The 23,270-nt window shown below is 58.9% G+C and carries 22 protein-coding genes, 1 tRNA gene and 3 pseudogenes; 12 read left to right on the top strand and 14 right to left on the bottom strand.

Annotated elements, in window-relative coordinates:
• The first annotated feature begins 5 nt into the window (after nucleotides 1–5).
• The 3 genes from DT23_RS05645 to arcC are packed head-to-tail and all read left to right on the top strand — an operon-like array spanning nucleotide 6 to nucleotide 3,171.
• Nucleotides 6–1,238 carry an arginine deiminase gene (locus tag DT23_RS05645; RefSeq protein WP_038129214.1) on the top strand — a complete coding sequence of 411 codons (1,233 nt, stop codon included), beginning with the start codon at nucleotides 6–8 and terminating at the stop codon, nucleotides 1,236–1,238.
• Nucleotides 1,239–1,256: 18 nt separating this feature from the next.
• A complete protein-coding gene (locus DT23_RS05640; RefSeq protein WP_038129213.1) occupies nucleotides 1,257–2,258 on the top strand; it encodes an ornithine carbamoyltransferase in 1,002 nt (333 codons plus the stop codon).
• A gap of 1 nt (nucleotide 2,259) precedes the next feature.
• Complete coding sequence (gene arcC, locus DT23_RS05635) at nucleotides 2,260–3,171, top strand: carbamate kinase (protein ID WP_038129210.1); 912 nt, start codon at nucleotides 2,260–2,262, stop codon at nucleotides 3,169–3,171.
• Here the strand turns inward: arcC and DT23_RS19690 are convergent.
• Nucleotides 3,168–3,455, bottom strand: coding sequence for a hypothetical protein (locus tag DT23_RS19690; RefSeq protein WP_162177182.1), 288 nt, complete (start codon nucleotides 3,453–3,455; stop codon nucleotides 3,168–3,170). The genes arcC and DT23_RS19690 overlap by 4 nt on opposite strands.
• Nucleotides 3,456–3,708: 253 nt before the next feature.
• Here DT23_RS19690 and DT23_RS05630 point away from each other — a divergent pair, with 253 nt between their 5' ends.
• Both DT23_RS05630 and DT23_RS18925 read left to right on the top strand, forming a co-directional pair.
• Nucleotides 3,709–4,188, top strand: coding sequence for a hypothetical protein (locus DT23_RS05630; RefSeq protein WP_038129207.1), 480 nt, complete (start codon nucleotides 3,709–3,711; stop codon nucleotides 4,186–4,188).
• A 114-nt stretch (nucleotides 4,189–4,302) separates the two neighbouring features.
• Nucleotides 4,303–4,497 (top strand): annotated as a pseudogene (locus tag DT23_RS18925) (integrase core domain-containing protein); the annotation flags it as partial.
• Here DT23_RS18925 and DT23_RS05625 read toward each other — a convergent pair.
• The 3 genes from DT23_RS05625 to DT23_RS05615 form a co-directional block, all read right to left on the bottom strand.
• A complete protein-coding gene (locus DT23_RS05625; RefSeq protein WP_156023868.1) occupies nucleotides 4,425–4,598 on the bottom strand; it encodes a hypothetical protein in 174 nt (57 codons plus the stop codon). The pseudogene DT23_RS18925 and the gene DT23_RS05625 overlap by 73 nt on opposite strands.
• 123 nt (nucleotides 4,599–4,721) lie before the next feature.
• Nucleotides 4,722–5,303 (bottom strand): hypothetical protein, encoded by a 582-nt coding sequence (locus DT23_RS05620; protein ID WP_038129202.1) that lies wholly within the window; start codon nucleotides 5,301–5,303, stop codon nucleotides 4,722–4,724.
• Between the two features lie 66 nt (nucleotides 5,304–5,369).
• A complete protein-coding gene (locus tag DT23_RS05615) occupies nucleotides 5,370–5,906 on the bottom strand; it encodes a hypothetical protein (protein WP_038129200.1) in 537 nt (178 codons plus the stop codon).
• A gap of 355 nt (nucleotides 5,907–6,261) precedes the next feature.
• On the opposite strand from DT23_RS05615, the pseudogene DT23_RS05605 reads away from it, so the two are divergent.
• Nucleotides 6,262–7,458: pseudogene (locus tag DT23_RS05605) on the top strand (IS3 family transposase).
• A 40-nt stretch (nucleotides 7,459–7,498) separates the two neighbouring features.
• On the opposite strand, the pseudogene DT23_RS20295 reads toward DT23_RS05605, so the two are convergent.
• Nucleotides 7,499–7,570: pseudogene (locus DT23_RS20295) on the bottom strand (DUF6538 domain-containing protein); the annotation flags it as partial.
• Nucleotides 7,571–7,690: 120 nt separating this feature from the next.
• Nucleotides 7,691–7,780: transfer RNA gene (locus DT23_RS05600), tRNA-Ser, on the bottom strand.
• A 202-nt stretch (nucleotides 7,781–7,982) separates the two neighbouring features.
• Here DT23_RS05600 and DT23_RS05595 point away from each other — a divergent pair.
• Nucleotides 7,983–9,083, top strand: a complete 1,101-nt coding sequence (locus DT23_RS05595) for an AI-2E family transporter (protein WP_081846943.1) — start codon at nucleotides 7,983–7,985, stop codon at nucleotides 9,081–9,083.
• Nucleotides 9,084–9,086: 3 nt separating this feature from the next.
• Here DT23_RS05595 and DT23_RS05590 read toward each other — a convergent pair whose 3' ends face one another.
• The 6 genes from DT23_RS05590 to DT23_RS05570 all read right to left on the bottom strand — a co-directional run bounded on the left by DT23_RS05590 (nucleotide 9,087) and on the right by DT23_RS05570 (nucleotide 15,220).
• The gene (locus tag DT23_RS05590) at nucleotides 9,087–10,538 is read right to left on the bottom strand and encodes an MFS transporter (RefSeq protein ID WP_156023867.1); all 1,452 of its coding nucleotides are present in this window, start codon (nucleotides 10,536–10,538) and stop codon (nucleotides 9,087–9,089) included.
• A 61-nt stretch (nucleotides 10,539–10,599) separates the two neighbouring features.
• Complete coding sequence (locus DT23_RS18920; RefSeq protein ID WP_081846941.1) at nucleotides 10,600–10,770, bottom strand: DUF3096 domain-containing protein; 171 nt, start codon at nucleotides 10,768–10,770, stop codon at nucleotides 10,600–10,602.
• 35 nt (nucleotides 10,771–10,805) lie between these two features.
• Nucleotides 10,806–11,594, bottom strand: coding sequence for a 3-hydroxybutyrate dehydrogenase (locus DT23_RS05585; RefSeq protein WP_038129194.1), 789 nt, complete (start codon nucleotides 11,592–11,594; stop codon nucleotides 10,806–10,808).
• 34 nt (nucleotides 11,595–11,628) lie between these two features.
• Nucleotides 11,629–12,369, bottom strand: a complete 741-nt coding sequence (locus DT23_RS05580) for an acetoacetate decarboxylase (RefSeq protein WP_038129192.1) — start codon at nucleotides 12,367–12,369, stop codon at nucleotides 11,629–11,631.
• 20 nt (nucleotides 12,370–12,389) lie between these two features.
• Complete coding sequence (locus tag DT23_RS05575; protein ID WP_081846939.1) at nucleotides 12,390–13,619, bottom strand: patatin-like phospholipase family protein; 1,230 nt, start codon at nucleotides 13,617–13,619, stop codon at nucleotides 12,390–12,392.
• Nucleotides 13,620–13,930: 311 nt separating this feature from the next.
• Nucleotides 13,931–15,220, bottom strand: coding sequence for an NAD(P)/FAD-dependent oxidoreductase (locus DT23_RS05570; protein WP_038129190.1), 1,290 nt, complete (start codon nucleotides 15,218–15,220; stop codon nucleotides 13,931–13,933).
• A gap of 228 nt (nucleotides 15,221–15,448) precedes the next feature.
• On the opposite strand from DT23_RS05570, the gene DT23_RS05565 reads away from it, so the two are divergent.
• On the top strand, nucleotides 15,449–15,871 hold the full coding sequence (locus DT23_RS05565) for a phasin family protein (RefSeq protein ID WP_162177179.1): 423 nt from the start codon (nucleotides 15,449–15,451) through the stop codon (nucleotides 15,869–15,871).
• 54 nt (nucleotides 15,872–15,925) lie between these two features.
• Here DT23_RS05565 and DT23_RS05560 read toward each other — a convergent pair whose 3' ends face one another.
• Both DT23_RS05560 and mnmA read right to left on the bottom strand, forming a co-directional pair.
• Nucleotides 15,926–16,474, bottom strand: a complete 549-nt coding sequence (locus DT23_RS05560; protein ID WP_081846935.1) for a DUF2059 domain-containing protein — start codon at nucleotides 16,472–16,474, stop codon at nucleotides 15,926–15,928.
• Between the two features lie 113 nt (nucleotides 16,475–16,587).
• Nucleotides 16,588–17,724, bottom strand: coding sequence for a tRNA 2-thiouridine(34) synthase MnmA (gene mnmA, locus DT23_RS05555; RefSeq protein ID WP_038129183.1), 1,137 nt, complete (start codon nucleotides 17,722–17,724; stop codon nucleotides 16,588–16,590).
• 128 nt (nucleotides 17,725–17,852) lie between these two features.
• On the opposite strand from mnmA, the gene sciP reads away from it, so the two are divergent.
• The 4 genes from sciP (at nucleotide 17,853) to recG (ending at nucleotide 23,234) form a co-directional block, all read left to right on the top strand.
• On the top strand, nucleotides 17,853–18,131 hold the full coding sequence (sciP, locus tag DT23_RS05550; protein WP_038129180.1) for a CtrA inhibitor SciP: 279 nt from the start codon (nucleotides 17,853–17,855) through the stop codon (nucleotides 18,129–18,131).
• Between the two features lie 95 nt (nucleotides 18,132–18,226).
• Nucleotides 18,227–18,940 carry a response regulator transcription factor CtrA gene (ctrA, locus tag DT23_RS05545; protein ID WP_038129178.1) on the top strand — a complete coding sequence of 238 codons (714 nt, stop codon included), beginning with the start codon at nucleotides 18,227–18,229 and terminating at the stop codon, nucleotides 18,938–18,940.
• 83 nt (nucleotides 18,941–19,023) lie between these two features.
• Complete coding sequence (gene ligA / locus DT23_RS05540; protein ID WP_038129177.1) at nucleotides 19,024–21,147, top strand: NAD-dependent DNA ligase LigA; 2,124 nt, start codon at nucleotides 19,024–19,026, stop codon at nucleotides 21,145–21,147.
• Nucleotides 21,144–23,234 carry an ATP-dependent DNA helicase RecG gene (gene recG / locus DT23_RS05535; RefSeq protein WP_038129176.1) on the top strand — a complete coding sequence of 697 codons (2,091 nt, stop codon included), beginning with the start codon at nucleotides 21,144–21,146 and terminating at the stop codon, nucleotides 23,232–23,234. The genes ligA and recG overlap by 4 nt, the downstream gene beginning before the upstream one ends.
• The last annotated feature ends 36 nt before the right edge of the window (nucleotides 23,235–23,270 follow it).

Here is a 23,270-nt window from a genome sequence, read left to right as displayed (position 1 = left end):
ATAAAATGACTACGAATACGCAACTGGGTGTCCATTCCGAAACTGGCAAACTGCGGCAGGTCATTGTCTGCCGCCCCGGCCTGGCGCATCGCCGACTGACGCCCTCGAACTGCCAAGAGCTGTTGTTTGACGATGTCTTCTGGGTGAAACAGGCGCAAAAGGACCATGACGTCTTTGCCAACGTGATGCGCGATGAAGGTGTCGAGGTGCTGGACGTCAACGATCTGTTGGCCGAAACGTTAGAAAGTGCAGAGGGGCGCGCCTTTGTGCTTGATCAGCGGGTGACGCCCGATCATGTCGGCGTGGGCATGCAGGAAGAATTGCGCGCGTGGATGGATGAGCTACCCGGCGCGCAATTGGCCGAATATCTGCTGGGTGGATTGGCGGCAGATGACCTGCCTTTCGCACCCGAGAACCTCTTTGGCAGCTATCTTGGGCATCACGGCCTAATCTTGCCGCCTCTGCCCAACGCCCTGTTCACGCGCGACAATTCCGCCTGGATCTATGGCGGCGTGACGGTCAACCCGATGTATTGGGCGGCGCGACGTCCCGAGACGCTGCTCAATACTGCGATCTACAAATACCATCCAAAATTCGCAGGCAAAGTTAGCATCCATTGGGGTGATCCCACCAAGGAACACGGGTTGGCCACGTTAGAGGGCGGCGATGTGATGCCGGTGGGCAAGCGCACCGTGTTGGTTGGGATGGGCGAGCGCTCGTCTCCGCAAGGGATTGGCCAACTGGCCGAAGCGCTTTTTGCCAAAGGCGTCGTGGACCGCGTTCTGGCGTTCCGCATCCCGAAATCGCGCGCGGCGATGCACCTTGATACCATCTTTACCCTTTGCGGCGGCGATGTGGTGACGACCTTCAAGGAAGTCGCGGATGAACTGGTCTGCTATGACATTCGACCCGGCGAGGGCGACGCTCCGCTGTCGTTCCGCCACGACCCGCGCCCGATTTTTGACATCGTGGCCGAGGTGCTGGGCTATAAAAAACTGCAAATCGTGCCGACGGGTGGCAACACCGAAGAAGAACGCGCCCGCGAGCAGTGGAATGATGGCAACAACGTGCTGGCGCTGCGCCCGGGCGTGGTGGTGGGCTATGACCGCAATGACGATACCAACGCGGCCCTCAAAGCCGTCGGGATCGAGGTTTTGGCGATTCCGGGCGCCGAGCTTGGCCGGGGCCGTGGCGGCGGGCATTGCATGAGCTGCCCGACCATCCGCGACGCACTTTAATCTGAAAGGACCGCTCAAATGGCTTTCAATTTGAAAAACCGCAGCCTGTTGACGCTGCGCGATTACACCCCGCGCGAAATTGGCTTCCTGCTAAAGCTGGCCGCCGACCTCAAGACCGCCAAATATGCGGGAACCGAGGTGGCAACATTGCAGGGCAAGGACATCGCCCTGATTTTTGAGAAGGACTCGACGCGCACCCGTGTTGGATTTGAGGTCGCCGCCTATGATCAAGGCGCGCGCGTCACCTATTTGGGCCCGACGGGCAACCACATGGGCCACAAGGAATCCGTCAAGGATACCGCCCGTGTTCTGGGGCGGATCTATGATGCGATCGAATACCGCGGCTTTGGCCAAGAGATCGTGGCAGATCTGGCGAAATATTCCGGCGTTCCGGTTTATAACGGGCTGACAAACGAGTTTCACCCGACCCAGATCCTTGCGGATTTCCTGACCATGCAAGAGCATGTCGAGAAGCCGCTGCACCAAGTGTCTTATGTGTTTGTCGGTGATGCGGCCAACAATATGGGTGACAGCCTGCTGATTGGCGGTGCCAAGCTGGGCATGGATGTGCGGCTGTGCGCGCCCAAGGCATGCTGGCCTACGCAGGCCATTCAAGATGAGGCACAGGCCCTGGCCAAGGAGACCGGCGCGCGGATCATGATCAGCGATGACATCGACGCGGCGGTGAAGGGCGTTGATTTCGTTTACACCGACGTCTGGGTCTCGATGGGAGAGCCGAAGGAGAAATGGGCCGAGCGCATCAAGTTGCTGACGCCCTATCAGGTGAATGCGGCTTTGATGGCGAAAACCGGCAACCCACGCGTGCGGTTTATGCATTGTCTGCCCGCGTTCCATAATACCGAAACGACGGTTGGGGCCGAAATCAAGGCCGAGTTCGGAATCTCCGCCATGGAAGTGACCGAGGAGGTGTTCGAAAGCCCCGCCTCAATCGTCTTCGATCAGGCCGAGAACCGTCTGCACACGATCAAGGCGGTGCTTGTCGCCACGTTAGGGGGCTGAGATGCTGGTGGTGGCGGCTTTGGGCGGCAATGCCCTACTCAAACGCGGCGAACCGCTGACGGCGCAGGCGCAACGGGCCAATGTCAAACGCGCGGCTGAGGCTTTGGCCGCGCTCGTGCGGGCAGGGCACCGTTTGGTCGTCACCCATGGCAACGGGCCGCAGGTCGGGCTTTTGGCGCTGCAAGGTGCATCTTACAAACCAGATGAGGCCTATCCGCTGGACGTGCTGGGCGCTGAGACTGAAGGCATGATCGGTTACATGATCGAACAAGAACTCGAAAACGCCCTCGGCCATGATCAACCCGTGGCGACGCTTTTGACACAGGTTGTGGTCGATCGGCGCGATCCGGCTTTTGGCAAACCGACGAAATTTGTCGGTCCGGTGTATGAGCGCGACGAAGCCGAAGCGCGCGCCAAAGCCGCGGGCTGGGCGATTGCCGCAGATGGGGAAAAATGGCGCCGCGTCGTCGCCTCCCCCAAGCCTGTCGACATTCCCGACCTGCGCGTGCTGAAATTGCTTCTGGACCAAGGGGTGATCGTCATTTGCGCAGGCGGCGGTGGCATTCCGGTGGTGCAACGCGACGATGGCAGCTTGGTCGGGGTTGAGGCCGTGATTGATAAGGATGCCGCCAGCGCCTTGCTAGCCCGACAATTGGGCGCGGATGCGCTTTTGCTGCTGACCGATGTCGATGCTGTTTATCGCGACTTCGGAACGCCAAAAGCTGCGCGGATTACCACGTTGACCCCGCCGGAGGTCGATAGGCTTGGGGCGCCTCCAGGGTCGATGGGTCCGAAGGTCAGTGCTGGACGTGACTTCGCCCTGACCGGAGGCTTCACCGGTATTGGTCGCCTTGATGACGCTTTGGCCATCCTCGACGGCCAAGCCGGCACGCGGATCGAGAGAGAGAGCTAACGCGTTACTGAAATAGTAGGATCGTAGACTTGGTTTGCGGCACATGATTCACCCTCGGCAAAGGCCTTGTCACGGAACACGGTGCGCAAGGTAAATGAGGTGCCGCGATCGATGGCTACGGCGAATGGGACACCTGCATAATCGAGGATGATGACATCGTAGGGACAGACGACGCTTTGAAGGGGTCGGATCTGTGGCTTAAGAGCAAGCTGGATAAACGTATTTTCATGAGCGGGCGACTGCACGATGCCATCGAGGCGGTAAAGATCAAGGTCGACTTCCACTTTGTCAGGGCGAAGTCACGTCCAGCCAGATGGACGAAACCCAAGACCACACGATACGGGCATACTGGCGCGTTGAGATGTTGACTTACCACTGAACTTTCATCCAGCCGCGACCGAAGTCCAAGGGGTGTTTCCGCCGATTGGCGCAGGTTGATCACTTGCCCGACGCGCAAAGCTTTCATCTTGCGCGCCAATGTCGGCAAATTGTGCTATAGTTGCTTTCAACCGACATTGAATCGAAATGAGGGATGCCATGGCTACGATCCAGGGTCCGGTGGCGCTAAGCCGCTCACCGCAGTCAAGCGAACTTGAGCTAAAGTTCGACATCGAATTCACTGAGTTCGAAGTGGAGCACAATTTGACAGTCTACGTGAAAGTCGTGCTGTATGAGCGCGATCAATCAATGGACAAGATCTTCTTCTGGACCAACGGAAACTGGGCACAGGTCCACAGCGTCAAGAACGACAGCGACCGCGATGAATTCATCACGTGGTTTCCTTCAAAGCGCCTGCGGCCAGAAGGACGACATTCCGTCAGTTATCACGAACGCATCGATCTTGATAATCCGGAGCTGGCCGAACAATTCAGACGCGCTGACGATCCGCTGCCAGATCCGCCATTCCTCGGCAGTGCGCTATGGGAGGAGTTGCGCGCGGTGGTCCATGTTTACAACGAACTTAGCCCGTCCACGGTGCAGTCCAATGAGCACACCATGACGGATGTCAAGCCATGAGGCACCTTACAAACGCCTAGACCACCTCGACCGTCATTGCGCCGTTCAACCTTTAGCTCGGTATGTTGGGAGGGTGATATTTATTAGGAAGACCGACAAGATGATGTCACTCAGAAGTCCCAACAGAACGCCTATATCGAGCGCTACAACCGCACGGTTCGGGGCGAATGGCTCAGCTAATACATATTTGAAACCATTGAGGAAGCACAAGATCAAGCAACGCAATGGCTCTGGACTTACAACAACGAGCGACCCAACATGGGCATCGGCGGCATACCACCCGCAATGAAACTGAAAACAGCCGCCTGAATTCTACGGCTGAGCCCCATTAAAAATGGGGGGATTACCACTTCACCGACCACCTTGATGCCGCTGTCCGAGAATACGATCGCCTTGCGATAGGCGGACATCTTGAGCGTCCCAAGGCCGATGCCCGCGACGACAAGCAATAGATAGACCCTTATTTATTGACGTCACATCACGCCGGTCACCGTCTGTTTCTATCTGTTCATCACCGCATCCCTTGCAACTTGTCAGCGCGTTAGAGTCACGGCGCGCCAACTTTTGACAGGGATACCCTTCACGACGGCTGACGTGTGAAAAATGCCATACATCTGGTCAGGCCCGACGACCATCAACCGCATTGTCATTTCCATCGTCACGCCATCAATCGTGGCCTGTGTGCGACCGATCAGGCGGGCAAGGTTTTCGACACCACATCCCATTAACATCTCAACGTCCGTTGACGACAGCATGGGCGCAGGAACGCCGTCTTTGCTTGCGTGGGCTTCAAAGCTCCATGGCGGCTCGTCTGCCCAGCTGAACACAACGGGCTGCTGTGCCTCTGGGTGTGTGCCCACAAGCCCGCCACTTGGCGACATCTCGATTTGCATCGTTTCGACGTCACCACTTGCAGGGAAAGGCATCGTCATTGGACCAGAAATCACATAGCCCGCATGATGCGTAATCTGCCAAGGGCCGACGTACATGAGGCTGATCTTGTCCCACGCCTTGGGTGAGCCGTAGTTACAGGCGACATTGGGCTCCGCCTGTGCAGGGGATGACGCCAACAAAGTGGATGCGATGCAGCAGATCAGTGAAAAAGCCTTGATCATTGTCTCACTCGCTTTCGTTTGGTGGGCTGCTTTCGGGCTTTTGGCGAGATGGAGATGGCCCCTCTCTCATTGGACTTTCAACAAGGCCTCGGGCAAAGTTGCACTAAACCTCCCGTTGATCTGCTTGGTCTGTGACGGGTCGACCTGCCCACTCACCAACTTGTCGCTATAATAAGCGGTAGAGGCAAAGCTACCTTCTACGAGAAGGCCGCCGTCGACCTCTTTAAACGTCGATAGGGAAAAGACGGTTTGGTCCGCCTCATTGGCCAGCCAGCCGGACGCCCAACCGTCAGCGAGATAGGTCAGCGTCACGTTCAACGGCACCGTGTTGCCACCAACGGCCATGATATCGAACTGGAGCAGCAGGCTGTCTTTGGCTTCAGCGACGGTGTCCGCCGTGGGCTGCCCCCAAAGACTGAAGCTCTGAGTATTGGCGACCGCGATTGTCAGGGCATGGCTTTGGCTCTGTTCCCCGTCTGACGTCAAAAACCAACTGCGCTCGGTGCCGTCGATGGTGGCTGTCAGAGTGCCGAAAACATCTTGAGCGACACAAAGTGTAGGAGCAAAGAAGAGTGCCGCCGTTAGAGCGATATGGCGAAACATGGCATTGAACCTCCAATGAAAGGAGAAAGCGATAGAACGGTGTCAAACAACGAGAGCATGTAAAGACTACGTAATAGCCACCAAAAAATGGCTCCCTCACGACCACTTCACAACCTCGTTAGCAACTATGCCTGAATAGTTCCGTGCGTCAATCATCGTCGTCAAAACGAAGATATGGCCCGCGAAAAGACGAACAGAACGAAACGGCTGCGCGCTCATCCGAAACAGTCAAACTGTTTCCCCTGCAAGGTCGACTCAACCCATTTCAAAACGAGAGTGGGGCAGGTGGTGACCTGCCCTCCGCGAAATCCCTCACCGTGATGTAGAGTCTGCCCAACCTTGAAGGAGCAGACACATGCGAAAGAGCCGTTTCACCGAGGCGCAGATAATCGGGATGATCAAGGAACAGGAGGCAGGCATGCCGACGGCGGAGGTGTGCCGCAGGCATGGCCTCAGCCCTGCGACGTTCTACAAGTTCAAGTCCAAGTATGGAGGCATGGAGGTGTCCGAGGCGGCGCGGCTGAAGGCGCTGGAGGACGAAAACGCCAAGCTCAAGCGCCTGCTGGCCGATATCATGCTGGACAACGTCGTGCTGAAAGACCTGCTGGGAAAGAACTGACGACATTGACCAAGCGGCGAGAGGCAGCGCTCAGGGCGATGCGGGATCACGACATCTCGCAGCGCCGGGCCTGCAGGCTTGTCCCCTTTCACACATGCAAGCATGTGTTGTCGGGCAACGGGTGTCGATCCAAAGACAGTCCGGCGCCAACGCCCGCCGGATTGTCCGGAGATCCGCAAGGAAATGCAGGAGATTGCTGGCAAGCGGCGTCGGTTCGGCTACCGCCGGATCGGCATCGTGCTGGAACGCAAGGGGATGACCATGAACCACAAGAAGCTCTACCGCATCTATCGCGAGGAAGGGCTCTCCGTGAAGCGACGCCGGGGGCGCAAGCGGGCCCGTGGCATACGCACGCCAATGCCAGCAGCCGCGCACCCAAATGCGCGCTGGTCGTTGGACTTCCTATCCGACAGCTTCGGCGCGTCGCGCAAGTTCCGCATCTTAGGGGTGATCGACGATTGCTGCCGCGAAAACCTATGCCTGATGGCCGACACCAGTATCTCGGGCGAGCGGGTGGCGCGGGAATTGGACGCGCTGGTGAGGATCTATGGCAAACCCGGTTGCATTGTCAGTGACAACGGGACCGAGTTTACCAGTCGCGCCATCCTGAAATGGGCGGACAAGAACGAGGTGTCTTGGCATTACATCGACCCCGGAAAGCCGCAGCAGAATGCCTTTATCGAGTCATTCAACGGCAGTCTACGCGATGAGCTGTTGAACGAGGAGATCTTCGACACCTTGGGCGATGCCCGACGAAAGTTGGCCCTTTGGCGATACGACTACAATACCGTCAGGCCGCACTCATCGCTCGGAAACCAGACGCCACTGCAAGCGCGCCGAGCGCTTGAGCAATTTGAGGGCTCCGCGCCCGGCGCGCTTGCCCAGGATGGCGAACCCGACTACCAAAATCCAACCTGTAGACTCTCGTTATGAACGAGGGACCAGCGGGGGGCAGGTCAGGAGCTTTGTACAGTTTGCGGACATCGCTCGGCACTCTACGCCGATAATAGTAGGTATTTCCTTTTAACTGTAGGTGCTTGCACATGAGCCTAAAGGACCCCGATTCAAACAGGACAATCATCGCTGTGTAACCTCTTGTGTTACCTGCGACAATGCTGAAATGACGCCTAAGCCCTTGAAATCATATGCAATAAGTGGGTTTAAGTGGCGGACAGTGAGGGATTCGAACCCTCGAGACGGTTCCCCGCCTACACACTTTCCAGGCGTGCGCCTTCGACCACTCGGCCAACTGTCCGTGACGCGCGGTTTAGCCGCAAAACCGGACGTGATGCAAGAGGGGTTTGAGCAGAAGCTGCACAGAGGGGGCGAAAGTTCTTGCGAGGCGCGAAATGATTTTATTTCGCGTGCGGGGGCGGTTGCGTGTGGGGGCTGTGCGGCCTAGCATGAGGTTTAGCCCTCATTCACGCCCGCGCGGGTGGATCAAGGACGCGATGAAGATGAAGGATAGCCCCGGTCAAGGCCTCTCGGCTTTGCACGAAGATCAGCGCCGTGAGCCGCGCCAGCTTACGAATGTGCTGTTGGGCATCATCGCGTTTGCGTTGGTGCTGTTTTTGTTAGTGCAGGCGCGATTTATCCTGATTTCACTGGCGATTGCGATCATCCTGTTCTCGCTGACATCTGAGGCGATCAACGGGGTCGGACGGTTGCGCATCGGGCCGTTGCGCATTCCGCCGCGGGTGGCCTCGCTGATTGCGCTGGCGCTGATTGCGGGGGGATTGCTGACGCTGACGGCGGTGTTAATCAGTCAGGTGAACACGGTCATCACGATCATCCTTAACTATGCCGGGCCTGCGCAGCGCGCGATTGCCGAGCTGTTTGGCTGGATGGGGCCGGATGTCGAGCAATCGGTGCTGGAATCGATGCAGCGCATTCAGGTGGCGGGCTATCTGACGACGCTGGCGGGGCAGGCCTCGAACCTGTTGTCGGCGACGATTTTGGTGATTTTGTTTGTCGGGTTCCTGTTTGCCGAGCGGATCTGGTTTGATGCCAAGCTCATGAGCCTGATGGGCGATCAGGAGCGCGCCACGCGGATCTCGAAGACGGTTGGCACGATCATGCGCAGGGTGAATCACTATCTGCTGGTCAAGGCGGCCGTGAGCGGGGTTACGGCGATTGCGGTTTACGGGGTGTTTACCTTTGGCGGGCTGGAATTGGCGGCGCCGGTTGCGATCATCACGTTTGCGCTGAATTTCATCCCCTCGATCGGGTCGATCATCGCCACGATCATCGCAGCACTGGCGGCCTATGTCTTGACGCAAAACCCCTATCAGGCGGCCAGCGTGTTTTCGATCATCGGCGTGTTGCAATTCATCATCGGCAACGTGATTGACCCGATGCTGATGGGCCATGCGCTGCGCCTTTCCAGCTTTGGGATCATCATTTCGCTGGCGTTTTGGGGCGCGGTCTGGGGCTTGCCGGGGATGTTTCTGGCGGTGCCGATCATGGTGGCGATGATGATCATCTGCGCGCAAAGCCCGACACTGCGCCCGCTGGCGGTGTTGCTGTCACGCGAAGGGCTGCCCGAATCCGAGCATTGAGGTCTAGCGGTCCAGCGGCGGGCGTTGCGGTTCGCGCGACGACGACAGCGGTTTGGATTTGCGCCGACGCAGCCCATCGGCATCGCCACGCTTGAGGCGCATGAAATAGAGCGCCGAGAGCGGCCCCATCATCCCGGTTGCCAGATAGGCGATGGTGAAGGCGTGCAGGGGCAGGGCGGTTGAGCCATCGGTTGCGCCTGCGGTGCCTGCGGTGAATTCCAGCAACACCCCGGCAAATGCGATGCCCAGCGCCAGCGAGATTTGCCGTGTCATTGCCGAAAACGCGGTGCCAGTGCTGATCTCGGATGCGTCAAGATCGGCATAGGAGATCGCGTTGACGGCGGTGAACACCACCGCCTGCGCCGCGCCGCCGATCAGCAATAGCGGGATCAGTTGCCAATCAGCGATGCTGGTGACGGTGGCAAACCCGAAGATCGTGACGCCCCGGATCAGCGCGGCCAACACCATCACCGGCTTGAACCCAAAGCGATCCAGCAAACGGGGCGCAACTGCGCGCATCGACACCGCGCCCACAGCGTTCAGCCCGCTTAGTGCGCCCGAGACCATGATCGTCGTGCCTAGACCAAGTTGGAAGAACAGCGGCAAGAGCAGCGAGATCGCGCCATTGGAGAGGCGAAAAATCAGCCCGCCAATCGTGCCGATATCGAAGGTGCGATGGCGAAATAGCGCCAGATCAAGCAGCGCGTCGGGTCTTCCCGAGGCGCGCAGCCCATAGACGATCAGCAAGATCCCCCCGACCACCGCCAAGCCCGTTGCTGCTTGCCAGGGCAGAATATGCTCGCCCAATGCCGATATCCCCGTCATCGCCGCAACAAGCCCGGCGGCCGACAGGGCAAACCCCGTCAGATCAAAGGGTTTCGCCGTGGGGGGGCCATCCTTGGGCATCACTTTCAAGGTCAGCGCGATCGCGGCGGCCGCGAGCGGCAGGTTGATCAGAAAGATCGAGCGCCAGCCGAGGTAGGTGGTGACCGAAGCCCCGATAAACGGGCCGATGGCGGGGCCGATCAGCGCGGGCAGGGTGACGTAAACCATCGCGCGGGTGATCTCGGAGCGTTCGGTATGGCGTAGCACGATAATGCGCCCCACGGGTGACATCAGCGCCGCGCCAAGGCCTTGAACCGCGCGCGCCGCGACCAGGCCCGACAGGCTCGTTTGCAGCGCACAGGCCAGCGAGGCGGCGGCAAAAACCCCAAGCGCGGCCAGAAAAACCCGTTTCGCGCCATAGCGATCCGCGATCCAGCCCGAAATCGGCACAAAGGCCGCCAGCGCGATCAGATAAGTCGCCATCGCCATTTTGAGCGACAGCACCGGCACGGCCAGCTCGCGCGCGATCACCGGGATTGCGGTGGCCAGAACGGTGGCGTCCACCATCTCCATCAAGAGCGAGAGCGCCACCGTCAAAGGCAGAATATTATCGCGAAGGGTCTTTAGCATCTTGGGAAACACTTAAATTTTAAAACATGCGCTAGGGCAGTTAGCGCATGTTTGGCACAAGTCATCCCATCGGCCCGGAAATCATCATCATCGGGAACAATCCCGCCAGACCAATCGCGATCAGATAGACCGCCACGATGTAGCTTAGGAGGCGCGGAAATATCAAGATAAGCACCCCTGCAAACAGCGCCATGATCGGCGCAAGCATGGCCATTGAACCAGAGTAAACCATTTAAGCCTCCATCACTTCATCGCGCCGACCTGCGCTTAGTTCATGTACCAGCCGTGGCTGACCACCAGACTTTGCCCGGTCAGCGCATTGGTGGGGAAGGCCGCGAAGATATAGGCCACTTCGGCCACGTCCTCGACCGTGGTGAATTCGGTATCGACAGTGCCGCCAAGCATGACGTCATTGACGACCTCTTCTTCGGAAATGCCCAGATCTTTCGCCTGCTCGGGGATCTGTTTTTCCACAAGTGGGGTTTTCACGAATCCGGGGCAGATCACATTGGAACGCACGCCGTATTTGCCACCCTCCTTCGAGATCACCCGCGCCAGACCCAGCAGCCCGTGCTTGGCCGTGACATAGGCGGATTTGAGCGCCGAGGCCTCTTTGGAGTGGACCGAGCCCATGAAGATGATCGATCCGGCCCCCTGTTTTTTCATGTAGGGGATCACGGCCTTAGAGGTCAAAAAGCCGCCATCAAGGTGGATCGAGAGCAGTTTTTTCCAATCCTTGAAGGGAAAATCCTCGACCGGGTGGACGATCTGGATGCCCGCGTTTGACACCAGAACGTCAATCGTTCCCCATTTCTCGGCCACAGCCTTGACGCCCGCATTAACCTGATCCTCGTCGGTGACGTCCATTTTCACCGCCATCGCGCTGCCGGGGCCTTGGGCGTTCAACTCATCGGCGGTGGATTGTGCATCCTCCAGCTTGAGATCGGCAATCGCGACCTTGGCGCCGCCCGCCACATAACGCTTCGCAATCGCCTTGCCGATCCCCGAGGCAGAGCCGGTGATGATACAGGTTTTATCTTTCAGATCGAGGGACATAGTAGAACTCCTTAAGTTACTTCTGAAATTTTCCTCAGTCGAGGTAGTCATGCACGACCGTGCCCAGACCCAGCGTCAGATCGGTGAGGATATGAACGGCCGAGACCATCTCACGCACTGGCAGGTCGGCGACCGGGGCAAGGGCGTGTTCGAACAGCTCCAGCCGGGCAGGGGCGGACCATGCGCCTTTCACGGTCACATCTTCCGAGCGATAGCGCACCAGTTCGCAGATCCGCGGGGTGCAATCGACATGCGGGATGATCTTGAGCAGGAAGGCGGGGGCTTCAACGGCGGCCTTGGCCTCGGCGTGATCCATCGCCGTGTATTTGAACCCCATCGTTGCGGTGGCAATACGCACGGGGCCGACATCGAGCGTGCCCAGCAGCGTATCCTTATGCACGCTCAGTTTCGGCGAGCCGAGCTTTTTGGGAAATCCCCATAGCTCACGCCCGCCCGCAATCGGGGCCTCGTCATCAAGATACATCGCGTGGGAATAACCGCCCTCTTGCCCGTCAAACGTGACCGGAATGACCTGCCCGCTTTCGGTATAATCGCCAAAACCGGTGGAATTGGGCATCCGGATAAACTCGAATTTCACCAAGCCGTCGGGATTGGGCACCAGCGGTTCGGGCACCACGTCGCGCAACAACTTAGGGTCGGTGCGATAGGTGATGGTGAAAAATTCGCGGTTGATAAAGCGATAGGGGCCGGGGGGAAACGCGGGGCTGGTGAGGGGCATTGCGAAAGCGTTCTTGACAACATCTTGTTGGTTCATGGGAGGTCTCCAAACTGAGGTTATAGCAGGCTGAGATCAAAGGCTTTCATGCCTTCACCGGAAGCCAGAAGCGTCTCCCAATCGGCATTGGCATGGCTGCGCTGCACGTCGCGGCTTCCCGATTGCCAATGCTCCAGCATTGAAGGGCGCGAAAATTCATAATCCTTTGAGCCATTTTCATAGGCAAAATGTCGATAAATCAGGTGAATGACGGTCACGTCCGAATTTGCGGCCGCGCCCATCAGCAGTTTTAGATCGGGATCGTCGCGCATCTCGGGCGGGAGCTTTTCGGCCAGTTTGCACGCGAGTTTTGAGACGCGCGACAAGTCTTTCATCCGGTCAGTTGCGGCACGGGTCCGTGATGAAAACTGAATGTCTTTCTCACGCGTCTCGATACCTGCAAGCGTTGCCGGGGCCTCGCCCGTGGCCGGGAACAGATCAACCTGATAGATCAGAAGCGGCGGGCAATTTCCTTGCGCGTGGCTCAGTTGCAAACCGTCCTCAAGCACGTATTGCAGCGGCGCGTTTGACACCAAACCGCCATCCCAATAGAGCGCGCCGTCAATTTCAACCGGTGGAAAGCCCGGCGGCAGCGCGCCCGAAGCCATCACATGATCAGGCGTGATCCGGGTATCTTCACTATCGAAATAGGTCAGGTTGCCGGTCTCGACATTAACTGCACCAAGGCTGACGCGCACCGGCCCGTTATTGAGCAATTCAAAATCCACCAGCCGCTCCAGCGTCTCGCGCAAAGGGGCGGTGTCGTAAAAGCTGACCTTTGTCGGGTCGGTGAATTTGGTGAACCAGGCCGAGGGGAAGCGCGGACGAAAGAAACCCGGCACGCCGAACATCATGGACTCCAGGGACGAGACGCTGTTCCAAGGCCCGCGTGCGATGCCTGTGGGCACGAAGGGCAGGCTGGCGGTGGTCCTGCTGGCATTTTCCCAAAATTCGCGCAGGGCCGCGACGCGGTTTCCCGGCGGATTGCCCGCGATCAGCGCGCAGTTGATCGAGCCAATCGAGATCCCCGCGACCCAGTCGGGGCTAAGGCCGGATTCGGCCAGCGCCTCGAATGCGCCCGCTTGATAGGCCCCCAGCGCGCCGCCCCCTTGCAGCACCAGCACCTTGTGGCGGTCCTTTGCCTGTTCGGGGATGTGGATCGGGATATGGGCTGCGTGGCGGCGGGTCTGGCCAAGCACTTCGCGGTTGCGGGATTTGCGGCTTGTTCGGGTGGGGTCGCTTCGTGCCATTGGAATGGCTCCTCGCACTGAGTTTCACTGACGTGACATCAAAGGAACCCTGCGCGCGTGCTGTTGTTCCTGCACGACACGGGCATGTGTGCGCGCATGAGAATACGTGAAAAAGCCCGCCCGTTTTACGGGGCGGGCAGGTGGGAGAGACAGAGTTAACGGGCGAACCCGCCCCCCGCAGGCCGAAGAGAAAGCAGCGCGCGGGGGCGGCTCGGGACGGGTGGTTACGCTTGAGGCGGGAGAGAGCATCTCAAGCGTGACGCGCCCGTATGGGGGGGCGACAGCCTGGGGCAATCGCGCTGAGTTTTGGCTCAGGTCTTGCCCGGCATGAGGGATTCAAGGCTCCATTCTGAAATAGGCACGCCCCAGCTTGGCACGCGGCCTTTGTTGCGGAAAAAGATCTCTTTGTAGGCGATCTTTTGCATATAGGGCATTTTGCCCATGCGCAGTTCCTGAATGTCGCCTCCAAAGAACGAGGTTGCGTGGATATAAAAGCCCTTGCCGCCGCCCATATCGCCGATGCAGATAACTTCAGGGTGCCAATCGACATCGGCGTCTTTCTTGCTCATCTTGCCCAGATCGCCCGCGATCTGACGGCCCACGACATCGCATTCCTGATGCCCGATTGCGCCGAGTTTCGGCACGGTCAGCGCCGCCGCATCGCCGCAGGCAAACACCTCGGGGTGATCGGGGTTGCGCATGCGCATATCGGTGATGATGAAGCCGACCTCATCGCTGACCGACAGCCCCTTGAGGAACGCGTGCGGCTTCCAGTTGGGCAGCAGTACCTTTAACTCGGCAGGCAGGCTGCGCCCGTCGGTGAATTCAATCGTGTCGGCGGTGATGCGTTTGATCCCCTCGACCTTGTTGACATAGTTGAACCCCATTGACCCCGCCGCTTCCAGCAGCGCGCCGACCACTTTCTCGCCTGCATCCTCGGCAATCAGCTCGGCGGGGGTGAAGATGGTGATGTCTTTCGGGCCACCTTTGTTATTTTCGCTCAGCCAATGGCCGAGCGAGAGCGAGACCTCGACGGGCGGACCTTCGCAGGCGGCCAGTGCGGTGGGCAGCCAATCGGGGCGACCCTTTTGGCCCTGCTCGAAGCGATCCGAACCGACGACAATCGGCCCGCCTTTATAGTCGTTCTTGAGGTAATCCATCAGACGATTGGCTTGGAACGCATCTGAGACGGCGTGGCCATATTCGGCGAAACCTTCGATGTCGTCATAGGCCAGACGCGCACCCAGCGCGATCACGACGTAATCGTAGCTTATCGTGTATTTCGGCGCGCCGGGGCGCTCGTTGGGGATAATCGAAACGGTTTTGGCGTCGATATCCAGCTCGGTGATCTCGGCCTGCATGAAGCGGATGTCGTCCTTGGCCAAGGCATCGACCAGATCCATATGCATCGTCACCGACGGGTCGCGCCCCTCGAACGCTTCAAGCGAAATGTTGGGAATGAAATCGAGATAGGCTTTGCGGTCGATCAACGTGATATCACACGCGTCCCCGGCATATTCGCGGATCTTTTGCGCCGCGCCCAGACCTGCGAAATTGCCACCTAAAACAACAACCTGCGGTTTATTTTTGCTTGTATCCATTGGACCACTCTCCTTCACTTAACGCTATGTCTTTTCATGGGGCAAACTGATGCGCAGATGCAGCGGTTCCTATATTTCAGCGCTCTCCCGTCAACGTGACATGGCAGCGATCGGGCGTGATCGGGAAAGAGTGGCGACTAAACGCCGAAAGCGCTGGAAGTTGTCACATGTCAAATGCGCGTCTTGCAAACTGTGCTAATATCATGCGTTCAACCTATGGAGGATGACATGGCGACACCTAAATCTGCGACCAATATGAATGCGGCTGGAAGTATCCCGATGCCAGACGCACAGAGTGTCTCGCAAATGATGACACCGCATCTGCACATGGCGGAAAAGCTGATCGCGCAGAATATCGAGATGCTCTCGTTTCTGAGAATGCGCTTTGAGTGTGATCAGAAGCTGCTGCACGCGCTTGCTGAGCGGCGTGATCCGATGAAGGCGATGAGCCTTTGGGGCGAGTACTGGCAATGCACGATGACCGACTACGGCACGCAGATGGCCAAGCTTGCGACGTCGGTCAGCGGGCTGACCGAGCAGGCGGTGCGCTCGGCGAGCGAAGAAAGCGAGGCGATCGCGCAAGCTGCCTCGGGCAAAGCGCGTTCTGCGACTGAGAAGTCCGGTGTCAGCCTATCCGATGTGCCGGTCTAAGACAGGGGCTGAAGCTGTGTGGCGGCGGGGCTATGGCCCGCCGCAGGGTCCTATCTATTTCTTTTTCGGGTCGATGATCGCCTTGATCTCGGGCATGATCTTGGGCATCGTCTTCTGGACCATCGCGCTGATCTCGGGCTGTATGGCGGTCATCACTTGGGGCATTTTCGTCAGTATAGACCGCCCGATCGGGCTTGTATAAAACGCATTCATCGCCTGAATTTCCTGCATTGTGAAGGCTTTGGCGATCACTTGGTTCTCATTTAACATCGCGTCACGCATCGGGCCGTCAAATGTTTTCTGATAAAGCGCATCCAGCGCGGCCTTCTGCTTATCGTCCAGCGGATGGCCCTTTTTCGCAGCAAGACCTACGAACGGTTGCCACATCGTCGAAACCATTTTGGGGATGTTCATTTCCTTTACTGCGAGCTCCGCATAGGGCTTGGCTGCGACCTCACGTTGCTCGTAAGTGCTGGTGTCGGGCGTGATCGTTTGCAGATCGGGCATCGTTACGTTTGGGCTAGACGTTGTGTCTGCGGTCTGGGCAAGCGCAGGCGTGGCCAGCGCGATCATCAGCGCTGCGGTCATCAGGGAACGTGACATGGCAAGAACCTTTTTGAGTTGAATGACTCATGCGATAAGAGGCCTCGCACGGGCACACAACTCAACTTCTCTCACCTGTGCGTGCCGGATTGTGACGCCGCGTAAGGCGCGCCTCAGCCCTTCCAGATCCAGCCGCCGCCAAAGATGCGGCTGTCATCAGGAGCGTAGAAGACGCAGGCCTGACCGGGGCTGACGCCCTCTTCGGGGACCAGCAGTTCGACCTCTGCCGTCGTCTCGGAAAGCGGGCGGATGATCGCCTCGCGCGGCGGGCGAGTTGATCGCACCTTGACCGAGAGGTGCCATTCCTTGCGCGAGGTGAAGGCCTCATCGCCGAGCCAGTTGATCTCGCGCACCGGGATGATGCGGGTCGTAAGCGCCTCTTTCGGGCCGACGACGACATGGCGGGTGTCGGGGTCAAGCTTGACCACGTAAAGCGGGTCTTCCAGCCCGCCAATGCCAAGCCCGCGCCGCTGCCCGATCGTATAATGGATCACGCCGCGATGCTGGCCCAGAACGTTGCCCGCCATATCCACGATATCGCCGGGATCGGCCGCACCGGGGCGCAGCTTTTCGATCACGCTGGCATAATCGCCATTGGGCACGAAACAAATATCCTGACTGTCGGGCTTATCCGCCACCGCCAGCCCGTATTTCGCCGCCAGCGCGCGGGTTGCGTCTTTGGAGGGCAGATGGCCAAGTGGGAAGCGCAGATAGGCAAGCTGCTCGGGCGTGGTCGAGAACAGGAAATAGCTTTGATCACGGTTCGGATCGGCGGCGCTGTGCAGCTCGGGGCCCTGTTCGCCGATCTTGCGCTGAATGTAATGCCCCGTCGCCATGCAATCGGCGTCCAGATCTTTGGCGGTCTCCAGCAGATCCTTGAACTTCACCCGCTCGTTGCAGCGGATGCAGGGCACGGGCGTGGCCCCGCCCAGATAGGCGTCTGCGAATTCATCAATCACCGCCTCGCGGAAGGTGTTTTCGTAATCAAGCACGTAATGGGGAAAGCCCATCTCCTCGGCCACGCGGCGCGCATCGTGGATGTCCTGACCTGCACAGCACGCGCCTTTTTTCGCCAGCGCCGCGCCGTGATCGTAAAGCTGCAAGGTTACGCCGATCACATCATAGCCTTCCTCGGCCAGTTGCGCGGCCACGACCGAGCTATCGACGCCGCCCGACATGGCAACGACGACACGCGTTTGTGCGGGGGGCTTGGCAAATCCCAGCGAGTTGAGTGGCAAATCTTTAGGCATGTTGAACGAACCCTTAACCAGACCCGCAGAAATATAGGAAAATGCGAGGCACTCACAACCCTCTGTTTCACTCAGTGTTAAGGCTGATGGCGCAAACTGCCTGCGTGAAGAGAGAAAAGGGGTGTCCAATGTATCTCAAGAAAGTCGATGGTCCGCGTGCTGTGACCTTGCCTGATGGCACGATCCTGACGCGCGCCGACCTGCCGCCGGCCCAGACACGACGCTGGGTTGCCAGCCGCAAAGCGCTGATTGTTCAGGCGCTCGCCCATGGGTTGATCGAGCGCGGCGAGGTGATTGATCGCTATGAACTGTCCGACGAAGAGCTGGATATCTGGATTGATGCAATTAAAAAGCACGGCTTGAAGGGATTAAAAGTGACCGCGATCCAAAAATATAGACAACTTTAGGTTGCATGATCGCGAAACCGTGCGATGGTAACCGGGTATTAACCAATTGGTGTCAGGGTCACTCCTGACCGAGGGATTAACGCGGAGAACCCAAGATGCGGATTTTGTTGGTGGAGGACGATCCAACCACGTCGCGCAGCATTGAATTAATGCTCACCCATGCGAATTTGAATGTTTATTGCACTGACCTTGGCGAGGAAGGGATCGATCTTGCGAAATTGTATGATTACGATCTGATCTTGCTGGATCTGAACCTGCCCGACATGAACGGGCATGAGGTTCTGCGCCAGTTGCGCCTGTCTAAGGTGGACACGCCGATCCTGATCCTGACTGGCTCAGATGATACCGAGAACAAAATCAAGGGTTTTGGCTCGGGTGCCGATGATTACATGACCAAACCGTTCCATCGTGAGGAATTGGTGGCGCGTATTCATGCGATCATCCGTCGCTCCAAGGGGCACGCGCAATCCATCATCCGCACCGGCAAGGTGTCGGTCAATCTGGATGCCAAAACGGTCGATGTTGCGGGCAAACCTGTGCATCTGACGGGCAAGGAATACCAGATGCTAGAGCTGTTGAGCCTGCGTAAGGGCACGACGCTGACCAAGGAAATGTTCCTCAACCATCTATACGGCGGGATGGATGAGCCTGAACTGAAAATCATCGACGTCTTTATCTGTAAGTTGCGCAAGAAAATGGCCGATGCCACGGATGGCGACAATTATATTGAAACGGTTTGGGGGCGTGGCTATGTCCTGCGCGATCCCGATCCCGAAGAATATGAACGCCCGATTGCGATGGGTGCCTAAGCGCGCTGAACCGATTCATAGTCACGGCTCTTTACGCCCCCTTGGTGCGGCCCTAAACCTTGGGTCGAACCGAGGGGGTTTTCATGGCCGATCAGACCAATATCTCGACCGATGAATTGACGCGCTCAGACGCTAAGTCTGAGCTGCCCAATCTGATCTCACAGATTGAGGCGGCGAACGCAGCCTACCACACGCAAGACGCGCCCGAGATTTCGGATGCAGAGTATGACCGGCTAAAGCGCCGCCTTGCCGCAATCGAGGCCCGCTTTCCCGATCTGAAATCTGCTGATAGCCCCAGTGAAAAAGTTGGCGCGGGGCTGGCCGAGGGCTTTGGAAAGATCACCCATGCGCAGCGCATGATGAGCCTTTCCAACGCGTTCTCGGATGAAGATGTGGGCGAATTTGATGACTCGATTCGCAGCTTTCTGGGTCTCGGGGCCGACGCCGCGCTGGCCTACACGGCTGAACCAAAAATCGACGGGCTGTCGCTGTCGATCCGGTATGAACAAGGCGAACTGGTCTATGCCGCGACGCGCGGCGACGGGACCGTGGGCGAAAACGTTACCGAAAATGCGCGCACGATAGCCGATATTCCCCACCACTTGAGCGGGGCGCCCGATATCCTCGAAGTGCGCGGCGAGGTTTATATGGCGCATGCGGATTTCGAGGCGCTCAACACCCGCGCTGTAGAAAAAGGCGATAAGGTCTTTGCTAACCCGCGCAACGCAGCCGCCGGATCGTTGCGCCAGTTGGACGCGCGCATCACCGCCGCGCGCCCGCTGAAATTTTTTGCCTATGCGTGGGGTGAGGTTTCCGAGGCGCTGTCCGACACGCAAAAGGGGGCGATTGACCGCCTCGCCGCGCTGGGGTTTCAGACCAATCCGCTGACAGCGCTCTGCGATGGACCAGCCGAGATGCTCGATCACTATCGCCAGATCGAGGCGATGCGCGCCGATCTTGGCTATGACATTGACGGCGTCGTTTACAAGGTCAACGATCTTGCGCTGCAGCGCCGCCTTGGGTTTCGCTCAACCACGCCGCGTTGGGCAATCGCGCATAAATTTCCCGCTGAATTGGCTTGGACCCGGCTTGAGGCGATTGAAATTCAAGTCGGGCGCACCGGCGCGCTGAGCCCCGTGGCGCGTCTTGCGCCGGTCACGGTCGGCGGAGTCGTGGTGTCGAACGCCACTCTGCATAACGAGGATTACATCGCTGGCCGCGACAGTCACGGAGCGCCGATCCGCGAGGGGCGTGATATTCGCGTTGGCGATCTGGTGCAGGTTTACCGCGCCGGGGATGTGATCCCGAAAATCGCGGATGTCGATCTAAGCAAACGCCCGGCAGATGCGCAGCCCTTTGAATTTCCAACGAAATGCCCGCGCTGTGGATCGGATGCTATCCGCGAAGAGGGCGATGCCGTGCGTCGCTGCACTGGCGGTCTGATCTGCCCCGCGCAGGCTGTGGAAAAGCTGAAACATTTCGTTTCACGCGCGGCTTTTGACATTGATGGCATGGGAGCCAAGCAGGTTGAGGCGTTTTACGAAGACGGCTGGATCCGGGAACCCGCCGATATTTTCACGCTCGAAGACCGCTACGGGCAGGGCTTGCAGCAATTGAAGAACCGCGAGGGCTGGGGCGAAAAATCCGCGCTCAAGCTGTTTGATGCGATCAAGCAGAAACGCAAAATCTCGCTCGCTCGGCTTATTTATGGGCTTGGAATCCGCCACGTTGGTGACACCAGCGCGGGCTTGTTGGCGACCCATTATGGCACGTGGGACGCTTTTGAGGCCGCGATGACGCAGGCCGAGATCGGGCAGGGCGCTGAATGGGAGGATTTGCTCTCGATTGATGGTGTGGGGGCGACACTCGCGACCTCTGTCATCGCGACCTTCCACCAAGAGGCCGAGCGCGCCTCGATCGACCGCCTCGTCGGTTTTCTGGACGTGCAAGAGGCCGAGAAGCCGAAATCCGACAGCGAAATTTCCGGCCTTACCGTTGTATTCACAGGCTCGCTTGAACGCATGACACGGGCCGAGGCCAAGGCGCGCGCCGAAAGCCTGGGTGCCAAGGTGGCAGGGTCCGTCAGTGCGAAAACCGACATCTTGGTCGCAGGCCCCGGTGCCGGATCAAAGGCGAAAAAGGCCGCCGATTTGGGCATCCGCGTGATTGATGAAGACGCCTGGATCGCGCTTGCGGAGGGCACATGACCGGGCGTCCCGAGGCGCTTTTCCCGCTGTTTTCGGGGCTCGAAACGCTGGCCGGGATCGGTGAAAAGACGGCGAAATCCTTTGCGCCGATGGGTATAACCGTGCCGCGCGATCTGCTGTTCACGCTGCCCCATTCGGTGATCGACCGTCGCCCCGTCAAGACCGTGCAAGGTGTCCCGGCCGGGAGCGTGGTGACGGTTGAACTGACCATCGACAGCCATATCCCGGCGCGTCGGCGGGGCCTGCCGGACAGGGTGATGTGCCACGATTCTGAGATCGACGTGACGCTGATTTTCTTTCATGCGCGTGGTGATTGGCTGGCGCGGCATTTGCCGGTGGGCGCGCGCCGCGTGGTCTCGGGCAAGCTTGAGATTTACGATGGCATGGCGCAGATCGTGCACCCCGATCACATGCTGCCTCCCGATCAAGCCGCTGAAATCGCACGGTTTGAACCAATCTATCCGCTCACCGCGGGGGTCAGTCAAAAGCTGATGACCAAGGCGGTGCAATCCGCGTGCGCGCTTGCGCCGCAGATGACGGAGTGGATTGATGGGGCGCTGAAGGCGCGTGAGGGCTGGCCCGACTGGAATGCTGCGTTGAGTGCTGCGCACGCGCCTGAAGGGCTGGACGATGTGATGGGTACAGCGCCCGCGCGTGCGCGTCTGGCCTATGATGAGTTGTTTGCTCATCAATTGACGCTTGCCTTGGCGCGTCGGCAAGCGCGGCGCAAGCCGGGACGTGCCACGCAGGGCACCGGTATTCTGGCGCGCAAGGTATTGGAATCGCTTCCTTATAGCCCCACAAATGCGCAGACGCGTGCGATCGCAGAAATCGCTGGAGATCTGGCCTCGACGCGCCGAATGAACCGTCTTTTGCAGGGCGATGTGGGGGCGGGAAAGACGTTGGTCGCCTTCATGGCGCTGCTGACGGCGGTGGAGGCGGGCGGGCAGGGCGTGATGATGGCGCCCACTGAAATCCTCGCGCGCCAGCATCTTGAGGGGCTCGCTCCCTTGGCGCAGGCGGCGGGCGTGCGCCTTGATTTGCTGACCGGGCGCGATAAGGGAACGGAGCGTGCGCGCAAGCTGGCCGATCTGGCGCAGGGCAAGATCGCGATACTGGTTGGCACGCATGCGGTGTTTCAAAAAGATGTTGTTTTTCATGATCTTCGCCTTGCCGTCACCGATGAACAACACCGCTTTGGCGTGACGCAGCGCATGGAATTGGCCAGCAAAGGGCAGGCGGTCGACAGTCTGGTAATGACGGCTACGCCGATCCCGCGCTCGCTTGCACTGGCGCAATATGGCGACATGGATGTGAGCCTGCTCGACGAAAAGCCGCCCGGGCGCCAGCCGATCACGACAGCTCTGATCGCCACCGAGCGGCTTGATGAGGTGGTCGCGCATCTGCGCCGTGCCGTGGCCGAGGGGCGTCAGGCCTATTGGGTCTGCCCGCTGGTCGAGGAAAGCGAGCGCGTCGATCTGATCTCTGCCGAGGATCGGTTTCGCCATCTGCGCGCCGAGTTGGGCGAGGGCGTTGTCGGGCTGGTGCATGGTCAAATGCCACCGGCGGAAAAAGACGCCGCGATGGCGGATTTCGTGGCGGGGCGCACGGCTGTTCTGGTTGCAACCACGGTGATTGAGGTGGGCGTGAACGTGCCCAACGCCTCGATCATGGTGATCGAGCGCGCCGAAAGCTTTGGTCTGGCGCAGCTTCACCAGCTTCGCGGGCGCGTCGGGCGCGGGTCAGCCGCATCCACCTGCCTGATGATTTACCAAGCTCCGCTCAGTGAGACGGGCGAACGCCGCTTGCGCATTTTGCGAGAGACCGAAGACGGGTTTCGCATCGCCGAGGAAGATCTCGCGATGCGCGGGGCGGGCGATATGATTGGCACGGCGCAATCTGGCTTGCCGCGCTTTCGCATAGCAGATCTGGAACGCCAGGCCGGCCTGTTGGCGGTGGCGCAAAGCGATGCGCGCAAGCTGTTGCACGACGATCCCGATCTTAGCGGGCCGCGCGGGCAGGCGGCGCGACAGCTTTTATGGTTGATGGGGCAGGATCAGGCGATCCGTTTGATCAATGTGGGCTGACTAAATCCCCCTTTTCTGGTGAATGTTCTCAAATGT

This window comes from Thioclava indica, from assembly GCF_000714545.1.
Taxonomy (GTDB): Bacteria; Pseudomonadota; Alphaproteobacteria; order Rhodobacterales; family Rhodobacteraceae; genus Thioclava; species Thioclava indica.
Note: the sequence above shows the minus strand (reverse complement) of the source record. Positions and strands in the feature narration are given on the sequence as shown.

What these genes read in the sequence shown, in the direction of transcription:
- DT23_RS05580 (WP_038129192.1), bottom strand. Translation starts at nt 12,369, where the DNA reads ATGAACCAACAAGATGTTGTCAAGAACGCTTTCGCAATGCCCCTCACC.
- DT23_RS05620 (WP_038129202.1), bottom strand. Translation starts at nt 5,303, where the DNA reads ATGATCAAGGCTTTTTCACTGATCTGCTGCATCGCATCCACTTTGTTG.
- DT23_RS05640 (WP_038129213.1), top strand. Translation starts at nt 1,257, where the DNA reads ATGGCTTTCAATTTGAAAAACCGCAGCCTGTTGACGCTGCGCGATTAC.
- DT23_RS05590 (WP_156023867.1), bottom strand. Translation starts at nt 10,538, where the DNA reads ATGCTAAAGACCCTTCGCGATAATATTCTGCCTTTGACGGTGGCGCTC.
- DT23_RS05585 (WP_038129194.1), bottom strand. Translation starts at nt 11,594, where the DNA reads ATGTCCCTCGATCTGAAAGATAAAACCTGTATCATCACCGGCTCTGCC.
- DT23_RS05630 (WP_038129207.1), top strand. Translation starts at nt 3,709, where the DNA reads ATGGCTACGATCCAGGGTCCGGTGGCGCTAAGCCGCTCACCGCAGTCA.
- DT23_RS05570 (WP_038129190.1), bottom strand. Translation starts at nt 15,220, where the DNA reads ATGGATACAAGCAAAAATAAACCGCAGGTTGTTGTTTTAGGTGGCAAT.
- DT23_RS18920 (WP_081846941.1), bottom strand. Translation starts at nt 10,770, where the DNA reads ATGGTTTACTCTGGTTCAATGGCCATGCTTGCGCCGATCATGGCGCTG.
- DT23_RS05565 (WP_162177179.1), top strand. Translation starts at nt 15,449, where the DNA reads ATGGCGACACCTAAATCTGCGACCAATATGAATGCGGCTGGAAGTATC.
- DT23_RS05560 (WP_081846935.1), bottom strand. Translation starts at nt 16,474, where the DNA reads ATGTCACGTTCCCTGATGACCGCAGCGCTGATGATCGCGCTGGCCACG.
- DT23_RS05625 (WP_156023868.1), bottom strand. Translation starts at nt 4,598, where the DNA reads ATGTCCGCCTATCGCAAGGCGATCGTATTCTCGGACAGCGGCATCAAG.
- DT23_RS05615 (WP_038129200.1), bottom strand. Translation starts at nt 5,906, where the DNA reads ATGTTTCGCCATATCGCTCTAACGGCGGCACTCTTCTTTGCTCCTACA.
- DT23_RS05575 (WP_081846939.1), bottom strand. Translation starts at nt 13,619, where the DNA reads ATGGCACGAAGCGACCCCACCCGAACAAGCCGCAAATCCCGCAACCGC.
- sciP (WP_038129180.1), top strand. Translation starts at nt 17,853, where the DNA reads ATGTATCTCAAGAAAGTCGATGGTCCGCGTGCTGTGACCTTGCCTGAT.
- ctrA (WP_038129178.1), top strand. Translation starts at nt 18,227, where the DNA reads ATGCGGATTTTGTTGGTGGAGGACGATCCAACCACGTCGCGCAGCATT.
- DT23_RS05645 (WP_038129214.1), top strand. Translation starts at nt 6, where the DNA reads ATGACTACGAATACGCAACTGGGTGTCCATTCCGAAACTGGCAAACTG.
- ligA (WP_038129177.1), top strand. Translation starts at nt 19,024, where the DNA reads ATGGCCGATCAGACCAATATCTCGACCGATGAATTGACGCGCTCAGAC.
- DT23_RS05595 (WP_081846943.1), top strand. Translation starts at nt 7,983, where the DNA reads ATGAAGGATAGCCCCGGTCAAGGCCTCTCGGCTTTGCACGAAGATCAG.
- recG (WP_038129176.1), top strand. Translation starts at nt 21,144, where the DNA reads ATGACCGGGCGTCCCGAGGCGCTTTTCCCGCTGTTTTCGGGGCTCGAA.
- arcC (WP_038129210.1), top strand. Translation starts at nt 2,260, where the DNA reads ATGCTGGTGGTGGCGGCTTTGGGCGGCAATGCCCTACTCAAACGCGGC.
- mnmA (WP_038129183.1), bottom strand. Translation starts at nt 17,724, where the DNA reads ATGCCTAAAGATTTGCCACTCAACTCGCTGGGATTTGCCAAGCCCCCC.